13 protein-coding genes and 1 pseudogene are annotated in these 17,758 nt (G+C 58.5%); 12 read left to right on the forward strand and 2 right to left on the reverse strand.

The window, feature by feature from the left end:
* Positions 1-5: 5 nt before the first annotated feature.
* Positions 6-605: an IMPACT family protein gene (locus tag H1Y61_RS02110; RefSeq protein WP_180573579.1), complete on the reverse strand. Its 600-nt coding sequence runs from the start codon at positions 603-605 to the stop codon at positions 6-8.
* Positions 606-903: 298 nt separating this feature from the next.
* Between H1Y61_RS02110 and H1Y61_RS02115 the strand changes: the two genes are divergently transcribed.
* Positions 904-1,068, forward strand: a complete 165-nt coding sequence (locus tag H1Y61_RS02115; protein ID WP_087729479.1) for a hypothetical protein — start codon at positions 904-906, stop codon at positions 1,066-1,068.
* A 28-nt stretch (positions 1,069-1,096) separates the two neighbouring features.
* On the opposite strand, the gene H1Y61_RS02120 is transcribed toward H1Y61_RS02115, so the two are convergent.
* Positions 1,097-1,567 carry an Lrp/AsnC family transcriptional regulator gene (locus H1Y61_RS02120; RefSeq protein ID WP_180573580.1) on the reverse strand — a complete coding sequence of 157 codons (471 nt, stop codon included), beginning with the start codon at positions 1,565-1,567 and terminating at the stop codon, positions 1,097-1,099.
* 145 nt (positions 1,568-1,712) lie between these two features.
* Between H1Y61_RS02120 and putA the strand changes: the two genes are divergently transcribed.
* From putA to H1Y61_RS02175, 11 genes and pseudogenes are all read left to right on the forward strand, one after another.
* Complete coding sequence (gene putA, locus H1Y61_RS02125) at positions 1,713-5,432, forward strand: trifunctional transcriptional regulator/proline dehydrogenase/L-glutamate gamma-semialdehyde dehydrogenase (RefSeq protein ID WP_180573581.1); 3,720 nt, start codon at positions 1,713-1,715, stop codon at positions 5,430-5,432.
* Positions 5,433-5,498: 66 nt separating this feature from the next.
* The gene (locus H1Y61_RS02130; RefSeq protein ID WP_174112080.1) at positions 5,499-6,719 is read left to right on the forward strand and encodes a TIGR03862 family flavoprotein; all 1,221 of its coding nucleotides are present in this window, start codon (positions 5,499-5,501) and stop codon (positions 6,717-6,719) included.
* A 429-nt stretch (positions 6,720-7,148) separates the two neighbouring features.
* On the forward strand, positions 7,149-8,297 hold the full coding sequence (locus tag H1Y61_RS02135) for an HD domain-containing phosphohydrolase (RefSeq protein WP_180573582.1): 1,149 nt from the start codon (positions 7,149-7,151) through the stop codon (positions 8,295-8,297).
* Entirely contained in the window at positions 8,294-8,620 is a 327-nt protein-coding gene (locus tag H1Y61_RS02140) for an STAS domain-containing protein (protein WP_180573583.1), read from the forward strand. Before H1Y61_RS02135 ends, H1Y61_RS02140 begins: the two co-directional genes overlap by 4 nt.
* 4 nt (positions 8,621-8,624) lie before the next feature.
* Positions 8,625-8,993 (forward strand): response regulator, encoded by a 369-nt coding sequence (locus H1Y61_RS02145; protein WP_174112077.1) that lies wholly within the window; start codon positions 8,625-8,627, stop codon positions 8,991-8,993.
* Positions 8,990-11,047 (forward strand): chemotaxis protein CheA, encoded by a 2,058-nt coding sequence (locus H1Y61_RS02150; RefSeq protein ID WP_180573584.1) that lies wholly within the window; start codon positions 8,990-8,992, stop codon positions 11,045-11,047. The genes H1Y61_RS02145 and H1Y61_RS02150 overlap by 4 nt, the downstream gene beginning before the upstream one ends.
* Complete coding sequence (locus H1Y61_RS02155; protein WP_156617493.1) at positions 11,044-11,571, forward strand: chemotaxis protein CheW; 528 nt, start codon at positions 11,044-11,046, stop codon at positions 11,569-11,571. Before H1Y61_RS02150 ends, H1Y61_RS02155 begins: the two co-directional genes overlap by 4 nt.
* Before the next feature lie 8 nt (positions 11,572-11,579).
* On the forward strand, positions 11,580-13,274 hold the full coding sequence (locus tag H1Y61_RS02160; RefSeq protein ID WP_180573585.1) for a methyl-accepting chemotaxis protein: 1,695 nt from the start codon (positions 11,580-11,582) through the stop codon (positions 13,272-13,274).
* Positions 13,275-13,427: 153 nt separating this feature from the next.
* Positions 13,428-15,153, forward strand: a pseudogene (locus H1Y61_RS02165) (methyl-accepting chemotaxis protein); the annotation flags it as partial.
* A gap of 288 nt (positions 15,154-15,441) precedes the next feature.
* A complete protein-coding gene (locus H1Y61_RS02170; RefSeq protein ID WP_180573587.1) occupies positions 15,442-17,253 on the forward strand; it encodes a methyl-accepting chemotaxis protein in 1,812 nt (603 codons plus the stop codon).
* A gap of 1 nt (position 17,254) precedes the next feature.
* Positions 17,255-17,749: a chemotaxis protein CheW gene (locus H1Y61_RS02175; RefSeq protein ID WP_015917538.1), complete on the forward strand. Its 495-nt coding sequence runs from the start codon at positions 17,255-17,257 to the stop codon at positions 17,747-17,749.
* Positions 17,750-17,758 lie beyond the last annotated feature (9 nt).

Raw genomic sequence — 17,758 nt, forward strand, 5'->3', positions numbered from 1 at the left:
CCGCGTCACTGCGCGCCAATCTCGTCCTTGAGCACCTGAACCCGTCCGGCACTCACGTCAACGATCATGCCGAGGGTCGCGTCCAGCCGTTCCTCCGGGATGGCGAGGGTCAGTTCGGCACCGGTATCGGTAAAACTTTCCTGGATGACAAGCAGATCTGCGACAGGGGAAAGCCGGGCCTTGACCAATGCCAGATCCGAAAAGCCGACGCGGATGGTCCTTGTCGCCCGTATGATGATTTCCACCTTTTCGGCTTGCCGCAGGCATTGCGCCGCCGTGCCGCCATAGGCCCGTATCAGGCCGCCGCTGCCCAGAAGAATGCCACCGAACCATCGGGTGACGATGACCAGCACGCCATCCAGCGTCTGGCCATCAATGGCTTGCAGGATCGGTTTTCCGGCAGTGCCGGAAGGCTCACCATCGTCGTTGAAGCGATAGGTCTGCCCCAGCCGCCATGCCCAGCAATTGTGGTTGGCGCTAGCATCGGATTGGCCTTCCAGAAGAGGGCGGACGTCATTTTCATGGGAGATCGGAAAAGCGATGGCGCGAAACCGGCTCTTCTTGATCTCCTGTTCATAGCTGTGTAGGCCGGGAAGGGTAAACATCACCCTTTGTGACGTGATTTGAGTCGCAAGAAAAGACCGATGGTTGCCGAGACAGCGGCTCATCAGAGAAAAGGAGACGATCCAGTTCCACGCAAGCGACGGCTTCTAGGGTTATCAGGGAGAGCTTGGAGATCCGGCTCGGGTTTCGGGCTTTGATCCGGCAGTTTGACTGCCAGCCTTGGCTGACCCGGTCGAACTCTGCGGAAAATGACAGTGTTGCGGCGTCTTTTCGCGTCATGATGACGTTGGTCGCCGCCAACGGAAAGCCGGGATGATCCCGGGGAAACAGGATAGGCCTATGTCTGACGATTTTGAACCAGAAGCGACCATCGAAACCTCCAATCTGGCGGCTCTGGTTCTGAGCCAGGAAATCGACTCGCTCACCGATGTTCTCGTCAAGGCCCTTTACGAAGTCTACCGCATTCTCGATGACAGCCATCAGCAGCCCGGCACCGTGCACTGACGGGCAAGGTCGGCAAGACAAAACCGTTTTACCGCCCATATTCCTTGACCGCCTGCATGACGACGAAGGTCGATGTGCTCGCCACATGCGGCAGGCTGGAGATCTTCTCACCCAGAACCTGCCGGTAGCGACGGATATCGCCGGTGCGCACCTTCAACAGATAGTCGAAGGCGCCGGCGATCATATGACATTCCTCCACTTCCCTGATCTTGCGGACCGCCGTGTTGAATTCCGTCAATGCCGTTTCACGGGTGTCGGACAGCTTCACCTCGGCGAAGGCGATGTGGTCGAGGCCGAATTTGCGGGCATCCAGCACGGCGCGGAAGCCGAGAATATAGCCCTCGTCCATCAGCCGTTTCAGCCGCACCTGGCAAGGTGTTTTCGATAGTCCGACCCGTTCGGACAAGTCGGTAATCGACATCCGGCCATCCTGCGAGAGAGCCTCGACAATTTTCATATCGAATTGGTCGATCTCACTTTCAAATTCAATTTTGGCCATCATATCTCCTGAAAATCTGCATTTTTTTAGAGAATTTACCTAGATTGACCATGAATTCAAGTTCGCTGATCGAACTGGCTCCATGATATGATCCGGCATCGCTAAATTTCCGTAGAGCCCCCTTCATCGATCCAGGATAACCGTGATGAACCAGACCGTTTCCGTCGCATCGCAGGCCGTTTCATCCTCTCCAGATCCGATCTTTGCCGCTTTTGCGCCGCCTTTGCGTCAGCCAAGCTTGTTGCGTCAGGCGATCACGGGGGCTTATCGCCGACCGGAGCCGGAATGCCTGTCACCGCTGCTGGCGGCGGCCCGCTTGCGGGATGCCATGCGCAGCGCCGTTGAGGGTACCGCCCGCACATTGATCGAAGCCCTGCGCGCCAAGCACAGCGGCAGCGGTGTTGAAGGGCTGGTGCATGAATATTCGCTGTCCAGCCAGGAAGGCGTGGCGCTGATGTGCCTGGCCGAAGCGCTGCTGCGCATTCCCGACCACGCCACGCGCGATGCGCTGATCCGCGACAAGATTGCCGAGGGCGATTGGAAAGCCCATCTCGGCGGTGGCCGGTCGCTGTTCGTCAATGCAGCCACCTGGGGACTGGTCGTGACTGGCAAGCTGACCTCGACCGTCAATGATCGTGGTCTGTCGGCAGCTTTGACCCGGTTGATTGCCCGGTGCGGCGAGCCGGTCATACGTCGCGGCGTCGATATGGCCATGCGGATGATGGGGGAGCAATTCGTTACCGGCGAAACCATCGAGGAGGCGCTGAAACGCGCCCGCCCGCTGGAAGCCAGGGGCTTTCGCTATTCCTACGACATGCTGGGCGAGGCGGCGACCACGGCTGGCGATGCGGCGCGGTATTTCCGGGATTACCAGCAGGCCATCCATGCCATCGGCAAGGCCTCGGCGGGACGCGGCATTTATGACGGTCCCGGCATTTCCATCAAGCTGTCGGCCCTGCATCCGCGCTACAGCCGCGCCAAGGCTGATCGGGTGATGGGTGAATTGCTGCCGCAGGTCAAGGCGCTGGCGCTGCTGGCCAAGCAGTATGATATTGGCCTCAATATCGATGCCGAGGAGGCCGACCGGCTGGAACTGTCGCTGGATCTGCTGGAAGACCTCTGCCTCGATCCCGCCTTGTCGGGCTGGAACGGCATGGGCTTCGTGGTGCAGGCCTATGGCAAGCGCTGCCCCTTCGTGCTGGATTTCATCATTGATCTTGCCCACCGCGCAGAGCGCCGGATCATGGTGCGCCTGGTCAAGGGGGCCTATTGGGATGCCGAGATCAAGCGGGCGCAGGTCGATGGGCTGGAGGATTTTCCGGTCTATACCCGCAAGGTTCACACCGACGTTTCCTATATCGCCTGCGCCAAAAAGCTGCTCGCGGCGCGGGATGTGATCTTTCCGCAATTTGCCACCCACAATGCCCAGACGCTGGCGGCAATCTATCATCTGGCCGGCCCTGATTTCAAAACCGGCTCCTACGAGTTTCAGTGCCTGCACGGCATGGGCGAGCCGCTCTACGACGAAGTCGTGGGCAAGGCGAAGCTTGGCCGCCCCTGCCGGATTTACGCGCCTGTGGGTACGCATGAGACGCTGCTGGCCTATCTCGTGCGCCGCCTGTTGGAAAATGGTGCCAATTCCTCCTTCGTCAATCGGATCGCCGATCCGGCCATATCCGTGGATGCGTTGATCGCCGATCCGACTGAAACCGTGCTCGCCATGGTGCAGCCGGGTGCAAAGCATGAGAGGATTGCTTTGCCCGCCGATCTTTTCGAAGGCCGCAAAAATTCCGCAGGCCTCGATCTTAGCAATGAAGCGGTGTTGCAGGCGCTTGGCCAGACCCTGCGCCAAACCGCTCTCTCGTCTTGGGATGCGGTGCCCGCTTTGATTGCGGGGACAAGTGCCGGGCCTGTGCGTTCTGTCGTCAATCCCGGCGACCATCGTGATGTGGTTGGCAGTATCAGGGAAGCAACCGAGGAAGAGGCGCGCCAGGCCGTGGCGGATGCCGCGCTTCATGCTCAGACCTGGGCGCAGACGGTGCCTTTGGAGCGGGCGCGGATGCTGGACGAGGCTGCCGACCTGATGCAGGCACGGTTGCCGGTGCTGCTGGGGCTGATTATGCGCGAGGCGGGCAAATCAGCGGCCAATGCCATTGCCGAGGTGCGCGAGGCCATCGACTTTCTGCGCTACTACGCCGAGCAGGCGCGTCGCACCTTGGGGCCAGTGCATGCGCCATTGGGGCCGATTGTCTGCATCAGCCCCTGGAATTTTCCGCTGGCGATTTTCACCGGACAGGTGGCGGCAGCACTGGTGGCAGGCAATCCGGTTCTGGCCAAGCCCGCCGAGGAAACACCGCTGATCGCCGCTGAGGCCGTGCGCCTCCTGCATCAGGCTGGCGTCCCCGGCGCTGCCCTTCAGCTTCTGCCAGGCGACGGGCGGATCGGGGCGGCATTGGTCGCCTCGCCGCAGGTGGCAGGCGTGATGTTTACCGGCTCGACCGAGGTTGCCAAGCTGATCCAGAGGGAGCTTGCCGGGCGTCTGCTGGCCAATGGCAGGCCCATCCCGCTGATTGCCGAGACCGGTGGCCAGAACGCGATGATCGTTGATTCCTCGGCGCTTGCTGAACAGGTGGTGGCGGATGTGATCGCCTCGGCCTTCGACAGCGCCGGTCAGCGTTGTTCAGCGCTCAGGGTTCTGTGCCTTCAGGACGAGGTGGCGGATCGCATTCTTGCCATGCTGAAAGGCGCGCTGCATGAACTGACCTTGGGCCGTACCGACCGGCTGTCCACCGATATCGGCCCGGTGATTACCGCCGAGGCCAAGGGCGTGATCGAGGCGCATATTGACGCCATGCGCGCCATGGGCAAGGCGGTGGAGCAGATCGGTGCGGGTGATGGCACTGAGCACGGCACCTTCGTTGCACCGACCATCATCGAGATCGGCGCATTGTCTGATCTTAAGCGGGAAGTATTTGGCCCGGTCCTGCATGTGCTGCGCTACCGGCGTAACGATCTTGATCGCCTGATCGACCAGATCAACGCCACCGGCTATGGCCTGACCTTCGGCCTGCATACACGGCTGGATGAGACCATTGCCCATGTAACCTCAAGGGTGAAGGCGGGTAATCTCTACATCAACCGCAATGTGATTGGCGCGGTGGTGGGCGTGCAGCCGTTCGGTGGCCGTGGCCTGTCCGGCACCGGGCCGAAGGCTGGCGGTCCGCTTTATCTGGGCCGCCTGGTTGAAAAGCCGCCGGTGCCGCCGCAGCATAGTTCGGTTCACGTCGATCCGGGCCTGCTGGATTTTGCCAAATGGCTTGACGAACAGGGTGAAACGGCAGCGGCGGAGGCAACGCGCAGCCTCGGCAGCCTTTCCGCGGTTGGGTTGGTCCAGGATTTGCCTGGACCGGTCGGCGAACGCAACCTGTATGCCCTGCATCCGCGCGGCACCATTCTGCTGCTGCCCCGCACGAAGCAGGGGCTTTACCGGCAAGTGGCAAGCGCATTGGCGACGGGCAACAGCATGGTCATCGGCACAAGCACCGATCTCCGCGAAGCGCTGATGGGCCTGCCGGATGGCGTGCTTGCCCGTGTCCATTTCGTCCAAGCGTCAGGCTGGGCGGAGGCCGGTCCTTTCGCAGGCGCATTGTTGGAAGGCGAGGGGGATCAGCTCATCGAGCAGGCAAAAGCAATTGCCGCCCTGCCCGGACCGCTGGTCCTGACCCAGGCGGCTTCAAGTGATGAGCTGGGTAACGAGCTTGGTGTTGATGATGCCTATTGCCTGAACTGGCTGGTGGAGGAAGTTTCGGTGTCCACCAATACGGCTGCTGCCGGAGGCAATGCCAGCCTGATGGCCATCGGCTGAGGGTTCTGCTTGCTTTTAACCCGTCCTTTGCCCAAAACGCCTGATAGTCGAACGCAAGGCACGGGCATGGCAGGCAAGACGGTTGCAATCATCGGCGGGGGGCCTGCGGGGCTGATGGCGGCGGATAGTCTGTCGCTGGCTGGTCTGAGCGTGACGATCTATGAGGCTATGCCGACACTGGCCCGCAAATTTCTCCTGGCCGGGAAATCCGGGCTGAATATTACCCATTCCGAAGAGTATGTGCGGTTTTCGAGCCGCTTCGGGGAGGCCGGAAGCCATTTAAAGGCAGCTCTCGATGATTTTATGCCGGACGATGTGCGCGCCTGGGCGGCGGATCTTGGAACGGAGACCTTCATCGGCTCCTCAGGCCGGGTGTTTCCAAAGGCGATGAAGGCCTCGCCGCTGCTGCGGGCCTGGATCAAGGCATTGCAGGATCGGGGCGTGATGATCCGCACCCGCCACCGTTGGACCGGCTTTTCGGAAAATGGCTATCGGTTTGCAACGCCGGATGGCGATGTCACTGTTATGGCAGATGCCGTGGTTTTGGCGCTGGGCGGGGCGAGTTGGCCGCGTTTAGGCTCGGACGCCGCCTGGGTGCCGTGGCTGCGCGACACTGGCGTTGCAGTCACGGATTTCAAGCCTGCCAATTGCGGCTTCGACATTGCCTGGAGCGATGTGTTCCGTGAAAGGTTTGCCGGCCAGCCGGTCAAATCGGTTGTCGCCACGTCTGCGGCGGGTCAGATCCAGGGCGAATTCGTCATTTCCCGGCATGGGATCGAGGGCAGCCTGATCTATGCCCATGCGGCAGCCCTGCGCGATGATCTTCGCCATCATGGCAAGGCAGAGCTTCTGCTCGATCTGGCACCCGGCAAGCGGCTTGAAAAACTGGCGGAGGATCTTGCCCGTCAACCCGCAAAGGCCAGTCTCTCGACAAGGCTTCGTAAGGCAGCCTCTCTGGATGGCGTCAAGGCAGCGCTGTTGCGGGAGGTCGTACCCGATATCGCCACCCGGGATGCCACATCGCTTGCGGGCCTCATTAAGGCTTTGCCGGTGTCGCTGCTGCGGCCAAGACCACTGGCGGAAGCGATTTCCTCAGCAGGGGGCGTCAACTGGAGTGGGATCGACAGCAATTACATGCTGGTGGATCGGCCTGGCCTGTTCTTGGCCGGAGAAATGCTGGATTGGGAAGCGCCAACCGGCGGCTATCTGTTGACCGCTTGCTTTGCCACTGGCAGGGCGGCGGCGGTTGGCGTGATTCGCTGGCTCACCGATGATGCAGGTGATTGATGCAAAGTATGGTATGCCACAATTGGTGGGTCTGATCCTGTCTGTTTTCAGGGCATGTGATCCATCAACGTCAGGAAGTTTTTTACGCCCATTGGTTGTTTTTTGTCAAAAAAATATGGGATGAATCAACGAAAACAACGCGTTAATAAACCCCAAAATCCTATGGCTTATTAGAGCTATCAATTAAATATAGTTGTGGCCTAACAGTGTTAGTTCTATCTTAACTTACTAACGTGAGAATTCGGTTCAGAAATCTGGAAATATTTAGGGCTCTGCCACAATGTTCCGGAATTCGCTCCCCGCATGATGCGGAATGGTCCCAAAAAATTCACAGATATTAACAGTGCTTGAGATGGCTTGTCACATCGCATGGGAACATGCGCATGTCACCGTGCCTGTCCAAGCCGTCATGGCGGAATGGAGCCTCCCTTGCATGCCGTTGTGATAGACGACAGCCGATCCACATTGCTGGCACTGCGTCTGGAACTCCTTGAAATTACGGGTCTGGAGGTGGAAACCTTCGCTGATCCCGAGGAAGCCATTCGTGTTTGTGAGGCCCGGCAATTCGACCTGGTGCTGGTGGATTACAATATGCCGAAGCGCTCGGGTATCGAGGTGATTACCGCTTTGCGTGCCATGCCGACCTATGAGTTGGTGCCGATTTTGATGATCACTTCGGAAACCGAAACGGCGGTCTGCCTGAATGCGCTGGAAGCGGGGGCGACGGATTTTCTGCGGAAATCCGCCGATCCGGTCGAGTTGAAGGCCCGTGCGCGTAACCTTTTGAGCCTGCGGCGTGCCCAGGTGGAACTGTCGTTGCGGGCTGATGGCCTTGCGGCTGCCGTGACGGCGAAATCCGCGGCACTTGTTGCCAGCGAAGAGGAACTGATCTGGCGTCTGGCCCGAGCCATGGAATATCGCGACGGGGAAACTGGTGATCATGTCTCGCGTGTGGCGCAGATCTCCAGGCTGCTGGCGCAGGATCTTGGGCTCGATGAGGACCGGCAGCGCAAGATCTATCTGGCGGCTCCGCTGCACGATGTCGGCAAGATCGGCATTCCCGATGGTGTCCTGTCCAAGCCCGGCCGGTTGACCGACAGCGAACGGGACATGATGCGCAGGCATGTCGATATCGGCATAAAGATTCTGGAGAACGGGACCTCCGATCTGTTGCGGGTCGCTGAGCGGATTGCTGGCGGTCATCACGAGAAATGGGATGGAACCGGCTATCCCAAGGGATTGTCGGGACGGGAAATTCCGCTGGAAGCGCGCATTGTCGCGCTCGCGGATGTGTTCGACGCTTTGTGCTCGCCCCGTGCCTACAAGACAGCGTGGTCGCTGCAAGACGCGCTGGATCACATCAAGTGCGAAAAGGGTCGTCATTTCGATCCGGCCTGCGTCGAGGCTTTTGAGCGGCAATGGCCAAAGATTGTATCGGTCATGGGAGCGCATGAGACAGATATGAGGATCCACATGAAAGGGGCGCCGTCGCTGGATGCTTCCCATCCTGAAAACGCCCTCTGCCTTCAGAAGCAGACGAAATACCGATCAACACCCCAGCCAGCAGGACGGGAATGACGATGACAACGCAAACATTGCCGCATGAGACCATTGCCTTGCCACAGGCGCTGACCATTCGCACTGTGCAGACCACCCGGGATCAACTCCTGACAGGCCTTTCGACTGGTCAGGCCGTCGTTATCGATATCCCCGCAGACGCGGAGGTTGACCTGAGTTTTATTCAATTGATTGAAGCGGCACGCATGTCTGCGCAAACGAATGGCCAGGACCTCACGCTGCAAAGCGCTGCGGTTGGTGGTGTTCTGTCCACGCTGGAGCGTAGCGGCTTCTTGACCGACATGGATCCGTCGGCTCGATTTTTCTGGTTACATGAAAGGTAATGCCATGAGTGCCCATATTCTCACCGTTGACGATTCCGCCAGCATCCGCATGACAACGAAGATCGCCCTGACCAATGCCGGCTACAAGGTGACCGAAGCCGTCGATGGATTGGATGGTCTGAACAAGGCCAAGTCATCGCAGTTTGATCTGATCGTTACCGACCTCAACATGCCTAACATGAACGGTTTGGCGATGATCGAGGCTCTGCGCCGGTCTCCGTCCCATACGGGTATTCCGATCATCTTCCTGACAACCGAATCCGACGCCGACATGAAGAACAGGGCCAAGGCCGCTGGTGCGACCGGCTGGATCACCAAACCGTTCGATGCGGAGCAACTGGTGAAAATTGCTAGAAAGGTTCTCGGCAAATGACCAATCTGGATCCCATTCAGGTTTTCAGGACAGAAGCAGCAGAGCTGTTCGAGCAGATCGAAAACGGCCTGCTCGACCTGTTGCATGACCTGTCCAATCAAGATCAGATCGATTCGGTGTTCCGCGGTCTCCATACCCTGAAGGGATCCGGAGCCATGTTTGGCTTCGAGGCTCTGGCCGCTTTCACCCACCATTGCGAAACCGCTTTCGACCGCGTCCGCAAGGGTGAAGTACCGGCAACCGCCGAGCTTGTCGCTGCCGTTCTCGACGCCCAGGACCATATGAAGGCACTGGTTGCCACTCCCAATGGCGATCATGAAGCCGCTGGAGAGCGGCTGCTTGCCAAGTTGCAGGATGCTGTCGGCGACCATGGTGGCAATGCGCATGCGGTGCCGGCTGCCAAGCCCGGCAATGGCGGAGCCGCCAAGCCGCAGTCGGCATCGCGACCGGCAACGACGACATGGCGGATGAAATTCCGCCTGCCAGCCAATTCCATGGTCAATGGCACCAATCCACTCGGCCTTCTGAATGAGCTTCGCGACCTTGGAAAATGCACCGTTAAAGCGGATTTGAGCGCTATCCCGGGTCTTGAGGAGATTTCACCTGCCGATCTTTATATCGGCTGGAGCGTGGAGCTTGTTACCGAAAAGCCGAAGTCGGATATCGAGGATGTCTTCATCTTCGTCATGGATGACATGGATCTCGAACTGACTGAGGATGCGACCGCTGTCTCTTCCGAGACCATTGCCGCCGATGATCCAGCCGAACAGGCCGTTGCCGCGCCGGTGGCATCTGACAACAAGCAGCCGCCAAGCCAGGCTCAGGCCGCTCCACCTGCCGCTGCTCAGACTGGTTCCAATGACGCCAAGCATGGCCGTGCCGCCGAAAATGTCCGCGTTCCGGCCGAGCGGCTTGACGAATTGATGGACAGGGTCGGTGAGCTGGTGATTGCCCAGTCCCGCCTGTCGCAGCTGGCCAATACCAGCGCCGACATCATGCTGCGATCCGTTTCGGAAGACGTTGAGCGGCTCTCCGGTGAGCTGCGCGATACGATGATGGTGTTGCGCATGGTGCCGGTTGGCAGTCTGTTCACCCGATTCCGTCGCCTTGTCCACGATCTTGCCCGCGAGACCGGCAAGGTCATCGAACTGGAGACGGAAGGCGAAACCACGGAAGTGGACAAGACCGTTATCGAGCGGCTGGCCGATCCACTGGTGCATCTGGTGCGCAATTCCATCGACCACGGACTCGAGCCGCCGGAAGAACGGTTGGCGGCTGGCAAAAACAAGGCGGGCAAGGTGGTGCTGTCGGCCCATCAATCCGGCGGCGAAGTGATCATCACCATCAAGGACGATGGCCGTGGCATCAACCGTGACCGGGTCCGGGCCAAGGCGGAATCCTCGGGGCTGATCCAGCCGGGCCAGCAGCTGATGGACCAGGAATTGTTGCAGCTGATCTTCCAGCCGGGCTTTTCCACCGCCCAGACGATCACCAATCTTTCCGGTCGTGGCGTCGGCATGGATGTGGTGAAGAAAACCGTCGAGGCCCTGCGCGGGGTGATCGACATCCGCAGTGAAAACGGCAAGGGCTCGGAAGTCTCCCTGCGCATTCCGCTGACGCTGGCGATCATTGACGGTCTTTTGGTGCGCGTCGGTACCGGGTGCTACGTCATTCCGCTGTCGGCGGTTGAGGAATGCCTGGAACTGTCGATCGAGGACGATCTGCGCTCCAGGGGCCGCAGTTTCATTTCGCTGCGCGACAGTCTGGTTCCTTTCCTCAGGCTCAGGGATCTGTTCCGCACGGGAACGCAGCCTGATCCGTTCCAGAAGGTCGTGGTGATCTCGACCGGCGATGAGCGCGTCGGCCTGGTGGTCGACCAGATCATTGGCGATCACCAGACCGTTATCAAATCCATGTCCAAGCTTCACCACGACGTCGTGACTTTCTCGGGTGCGACCATTCTGGGTGACGGCAGTGTCGCGCTGATCCTGGATGTGACGCATCTGGTCAACGCGGGCCAACAGCAGGAGGCGCAATTGCGTGTAGCAGGATGAGCATCGTACCCGGCAAACATGATTTCCAGCATTTCTGGGCGGACCGCGACGAAGTCGCCGTGCTGACTTTCAATCTGAACGGTGAGACGTTTGCGATTGAGGCCATCACCGTGCAGGAGATTATCGATCTCCTGCCGGAAACCAAGGTGCCCGGCGCAAAGCCGTTCGTCTCCAGCGTCATCAACTTCCGTGGCAAGGTCATTCCACTGGCCGATATCCGGCTGGCCTTCGGCATGGAAGCGACGGAGCCGACCATCGACAGCCGTATCATTGTCATTGAGCTCGATCTCGATGGTGAAACCACCCTGACCGGCATTCGCACGGACCGGGTGTTCGAAGTCACGACATTGGCGCACTCCGCCAGCGAACCGCCCCCCAGCGTCGGCATGCGTTGGCGTCCCGACTTCATTGAATGCCTGGTCAAACGGGATGGAGAGTTCATCATTCTCCCCAATCTCCAGGCAATTTTCTCCAGCACCAGTGATCGGATCGCCGCTTCCACGGCTGGTCTGGCAACAAATTGAGGTCTGTTATGCGGTTTACAATCAAAATGAAGCTGGGGCTGGCTTTCGGCATCGTCGTCGCATTGCTGATTGCCAGTTCGGTTCTGGGTATTCAAAGTCTGGGCTCAATGAACGATGCCATGGGCAATACGCTTGAAGGTCCTGTGGAGCGGTTGCGCCTGGCTCAACAGCTCCAGATGGAGCAACTTCAGCAATTGCGTCAGCAAAAGAATGTTCAGCTGGCGCAATCCGAGGACGAAATCAAATCCAGTATCGCCAAGGCCAATGCGTCGCGCGCCGAATTCGACCAGGCTTTTACAGCCGTCATGGCCAAGGCGACGGAAGAAGGCAAGGTATTCTGGAACAAGCTTGCCGTCGTGGAAGCCGACTTCCGAAAGACCGACGACCAGATCAAGGCTTTGACAATTGCTGGCGATACTGCGGGCGCACTGAAAATCTCGACGGGTGAAAACCGCAAGGCTGTCAATGAAATTGACGATCTCCTGTCGCAAGTCGTCAGCCTGGAGCAGTCCCGCCTGCGCGATGCCGATGCTGCTGGCGATGCCGAATATGCCAGCACCCGGTTGATGCTTTTGTCCCTGTCGATCGCTGCTTCCGTTATTGCCGTTATGGCAGCGGTCTGGATTGTCATCAGCGTCACCGGCGGTATCAATCGTGCGGTTGTGGCTGTGCGCAAGGTTGCCGATGGCGACCTGACGGAGTTTGCCCAAATCCGCTCACGCGATGAAATCGGCGACATGCTGCAATATGTCAACACGATGATCGAGCGTCTTCGCGGCGTGGTTGGCGATGCCTTGTCGGCGTCCGACAATGTATCTTCTGGTAGCCAGCAGCTGTCGTCTGCTTCCGAGCAGGTCAGCCAGGGCGCGACGGAACAGGCGTCGTCTGCTGAAGAAGCCTCTGCCTCGATGGAAGAGATGGCGGCCAATATCAAGCAGAATGCCGACAATGCCGCCCAGACCGAAAAGATTGCCCGCCAGTCCTCCAAGGATGCGGAAGCCTCCGGCGAAGCGGTCAACCGTGCGGTCGGTGCGATGCGCACGATTGCCGAGAAGATCTCGATCGTCCAGGAAATCGCCCGTCAGACCGATCTTCTGGCCTTGAATGCGGCGGTTGAAGCCGCCCGTGCCGGTGAGCATGGCATGGGCTTTGCAGTGGTTGCCTCTGAAGTGCGCAAGCTTGCCGAACGCAGTCAGGCGGCAGCGGCTGAAATCAGCACGCTGTCCGGCCAGACGGTTCAGGTGGCAACGGAAGCCGGAGAAATGCTGACTCGGCTTGTTCCTGATATCCGCAAGACAGCGGAACTGATTTCCGAGATTTCGGCGGCTTGCCGTGAGCAGGATATCGGCGCCAGCCAGATCAACGAAGCGATCCAGCAGCTCGACAAGGTGACGCAGCAGAATGCGGGCGCTTCGGAAGAAATGTCGGCTACCTCTGAAGAACTGGCTGCTCAGGCCGAGGAACTGCAAACCTCCATCGCCTTCTTCAAGGTCGATGGTGCGCATCAGAAGAAGCCCGCACCACAGACCCGTGCCGTTGCCGCTCGTGTTGCGCCAGTGCGGACGGCTGCACCGGCAAAACCCCGCACACCGACGTCGTCTCAGACGGTTGCCGCTCAACAGGCGAGAGCCAAGGGCTTTGCCCTTGATCTCTCCATGGGCGGTCCGGATGAGGAGGATCTGGATTTTCGCCAGACGGCATGACCTAGGCTCTTATTCGATTTCGCATCGGGCCGATTAGCGGCCCGATGGCACCCGACAGGCATGTATGTGCGCCGAGCCGGACCTTACCCGCTTCGAACGAATGATGTTGTTCGGCCCGGGCTTGCTTCTCAAATTAATTTAGGGATGACGCACATGCGCTTCACAATAAAACTCAAACTTGCGTTGGCTTTCGGGCTTATGATCGCCATGCTGATTGCGGTCGCATTGTATGGCATCTCCAGCATCGGGACGATCAACCAGGCTGCGTCTGATATTATCGCCGGACCGGCTAAACGGCTCGAATACGCATTGTCGGCTTCCAGCAAAATGTCAGAAGCCATTCGCGCCCAGAAAAATGCCCTGCTTTCCAAGGATGATGCGGAAGCCAAGGCATATTATCAGACATCCGACACCAACATCAAAGATATGATCAGCTTGGCACAGGCGGGTCTTACGATTGCAAGTCAGCAGGGCAGACCCTACTGGGAAGCCGTAATCAAGAATGCTCTGGATTTCAGAGAATCTGCGGCTCGTCTGCCAGATATCCAGGCGGCCGGCAAAGTGAATGATGCCATAGCGCTTTCGAATGGCGACCTGCGCGCTATGGCGACCAATATGGCTGAAGCCATTACAAAACTGGTCGAAATTCAGAAGCAGGGCATGGCCAAAGCTGATGAGGATACAGATACTCTCTATGCCGAGACGAGGACCATGGTTCTTGTTGTCGCGGGGATCGCTACGCTTCTCGCAATTGCTGCTGCTTTGTGGATTGCTCTTGGCATCAGCGCCGGGCTTCGCAAGATCGAAACTGTTGCCAATGCCGTTTCCATCGGCGATCTGGACCAGACCGTTGAAGTGAAAACCAATGACGAGATCAAGGATCTTGTCACGACGATTAACGGGATGACGGAAAACCTGCGAGCAACTGCCGCTTTAGCAAACCGCATCTCCGAAGGTGATTTGTCCCAGGATATCACGCCACTCTCGAGCAAGGATTCATTGGGCATCGCTATGCGATCCATGACCGTCAATCTGCGTGAAACGGCAGCTACTGCCGATAAGATTGCCAATGGTGATTTGACGGTGACGACAACGCCGCGCTCCAATGTTGACACGCTGGGCCTTGCCTTGCAGAGCATGGTGGAGCGTCTTCGGGGTGTTGTTGCCGATGCCTTGTCGGCGTCTGACAACGTCTCTTCCGGCAGCCAGGAACTGTCCTCAAGCTCCGAACAGCTGTCGCAGGGCGCAACGGAACAGGCGTCGTCTGCTGAAGAAGCCTCTGCCTCGATGGAAGAGATGGCGGCCAATATCAAGCAGAATGCCGACAATGCCGCCCAGACCGAAAAGATTGCCCGCCAGTCCTCCAAGGATGCGGAAGCCTCTGGCGAAGCGGTCAACCGGGCCGTTGGTGCAATGCGCACGATTGCCGAGAAGATCTCGATCGTCCAGGAAATCGCTCGTCAGACCGACCTGCTGGCCTTGAATGCGGCGGTTGAAGCCGCCCGTGCGGGTGAGCATGGCAAGGGCTTTGCGGTGGTTGCCTCTGAAGTGCGCAAGCTTGCCGAACGCAGTCAGGCAGCAGCGGCTGAAATCAGCACGTTGTCGGGCCAGACGGTACAGGTGGCAACGGAAGCCGGTGAAATGCTCGGCCGGTTGGTTCCTGACATCAGAAAGACGGCGGACCTGATTTCCGAGATCTCGGCAGCGTGCCGAGAGCAGGATATCGGTGCGAGCCAGATCAACGAAGCGATCCAGCAGCTCGACAAGGTGACGCAGCAGAATGCGGGTGCCTCGGAAGAAATGTCTGCAACCTCTGAAGAACTCGCCGCTCAGGCCGAGGAACTCCAGGCTTCCATCGCCTTCTTCAAGGTTGATGGACTGAAGGCACAGAAGAAGGCGGCCCAAAACTATACGTCGCAGCCTGCAAGACCGGCCAAAATCACGACAGCGGCGGCTGTTGTGCGCAGGCCTTCGGCAGCACAGACCGTTTCCGCTCAACAGGCGAGAGCCAAGGGTTTTGCCCTCGACCTTTCCATGGGCGGACCGGATGACGAAGATCACGATTTCCGCCAGCAGGCGTGAAATCGGCCCACGACAAAGACCGGGACAGGCAAGAGATTGGCTGTCCCACCACGCCTAAATACGCGGAAATATCTGGGGGACTACCATGCGATTCACGATCAAACTGAAACTGGCCGTAACGTTCGGCTTAATGATCATTATGCTAGGAGTGATGGCATTCTATGGCATAACGAGTCTTTCGACAATCAATCAGGCCAGTACTGATATTATTGCGGGCCCGGCCAAGCGCTTAGAATATGCGCTTACCGCTTCAAATGAAATGTCGGAAACAATCCGTGCGCAGAAAAATGCCCTGCTATCGAAAAGCGATGATGATGCGAAAAAGTATTATCAGGCGGCAGCGCAAAATATCGAGGATATGCTTCAGATTGCTGAATCTGGAAAGACTATTGCCAGTGTTGAAGGCAAACCATATTGGGAGGCTTTGATTGCGACCGGCGCTGTTTTCAAGGAAGCTTCGAGCCGTCTTCCCTCTGTACAAGCTGCGGGCGATTTAGATGCTGCGATCGCATTGTCTAACGGATCAATCCGTGAGAATGCAGCAAAAATGGGAGAAGCTGTCGCAAAGCTTATCGATATCCAGAAAAAGGCCATGGCTAAGGCCGATAGCGACACAGATCTTCTTTATGACCAGACGAAGACCTTGATGATATCCATCGCCTCAGTGGCAATGCTTGTGGCGTTTGTCGCGGCCATCTGGATCGCCTTGAGCATCAGCTCGGGCCTGAAAAAGATCAAGTCCGTTGCAGATGCCGTTGCCATTGGCGATCTGGATCAGGATATCGACATCAGAACCAACGATGAAATCCGCGATGTCGTTGAAAGCGTCAAGGTGATGACCGGCAACCTCAGGGAAACGGCAGCTATCGCCAATCAGATTGCCGATGGCAATTTGACGGTGGCGCCGAAATCCCTGTCCGATAAGGACACGCTTGGCCAGTCTCTTCAGTTGATGGTTGAGCGCCTTCGCGGCGTGGTCGCTGATGCCTTGTCGGCATCCGACAATGTATCTTCTGGTAGCCAGCAGCTGTCGTCTGCCTCCGAGCAGGTCAGCCAGGGCGCGACGGAACAGGCATCGTCTGCCGAAGAAGCTTCCGCCTCGATGGAAGAGATGGCGGCCAATATCAAGCAGAATGCCGACAATGCCGCCCAGACCGAAAAGATTGCCCGCCAGTCCTCCAAGGATGCGGAAGCCTCCGGCGAAGCGGTCAACCGTGCCGTCGGTGCAATGCGCACGATTGCCGAGAAGATCTCGATCGTCCAGGAAATCGCCCGTCAGACCGATCTTCTGGCCTTGAATGCGGCGGTTGAAGCAGCGCGTGCCGGTGAGCATGGCAAGGGCTTTGCAGTGGTTGCCTCTGAAGTGCGCAAGCTTGCCGAACGCAGTCAGGCAGCAGCGGCTGAAATCAGCACGCTGTCCGGCCAGACGGTTCAGGTGGCAACGGAAGCCGGAGAAATGCTGACTCGGCTTGTTCCTGATATCCGCAAGACAGCGGAACTGATTTCCGAGATTTCGGCGGCTTGCCGTGAGCAGGATATCGGGGCCAGCCAGATCAACGAAGCGATCCAGCAGCTCGACAAGGTGACGCAGCAGAATGCGGGCGCTTCGGAAGAAATGTCGGCTACCTCTGAAGAACTGGCTGCTCAGGCCGAGGAACTGCAAACCTCCATCGCCTTCTTCAAGGTTGATGGTGCACATCAGAAGAAGCCCGCACCACAGACCCGTGCCGTTGCCGCTCGTGCTGCGCCAGTGCGGACGGCTGCACCGGCAAAACCCCGCACACCGACGTCGTCTCAGACGGTTGCCGCTCAACAGGCGAGAGCCAAGGGCTTTGCCCTCGATCTCTCCATGGGCGGTCCGGATGAGGAGGATCGTCTCTTTCAGGAAAGCGCGTAACATGAGTGGACAATCGTCAGAATCGCAATTTGTCACCTTCAGCCTTGGGGAAGAAGTGTTTGCCGTGCCCGTTACCGTGGTCCGGGAAATTCTCGATCACGAGGACCCGTTCAAGATCCCACATGGACCGGATTATCTTCTGGGCCTGCGGGATGTCCGGGGTCAGGGTGTGCCGGTCATCGATCTTCGTCTGCGGCTCGGCATGTCGCGGACGGTGAAGACGCCCCATACCCGGATTCTGGTGATGGATGTGCCACTTTCCGATCGCAGTCTTGCGGTCGGGGTGGTGGCCGACAAGGTCTTCGAGGTCATTCCCTTCCGGCATGCCGACATCGAGCAGGCGCCCGATATCGGCATCCGCTGGCGCTCAGACTATATCCAGGGCGTGGTGCGCCGTGAGGCGGGCTTTGTGGTGATCATTGATCTGGCGCGGTTGTTTTCGGGCGATGAAACTGCCCTTGCCTCTTCTTCTGCACCGGCTTTTGCCGTCGCGTGAAAAACCATT

The organism is Agrobacterium vitis (genome assembly GCF_013426735.1).
GTDB classification, from domain to species: Bacteria; Pseudomonadota; Alphaproteobacteria; order Rhizobiales; family Rhizobiaceae; genus Allorhizobium; species Allorhizobium vitis_D.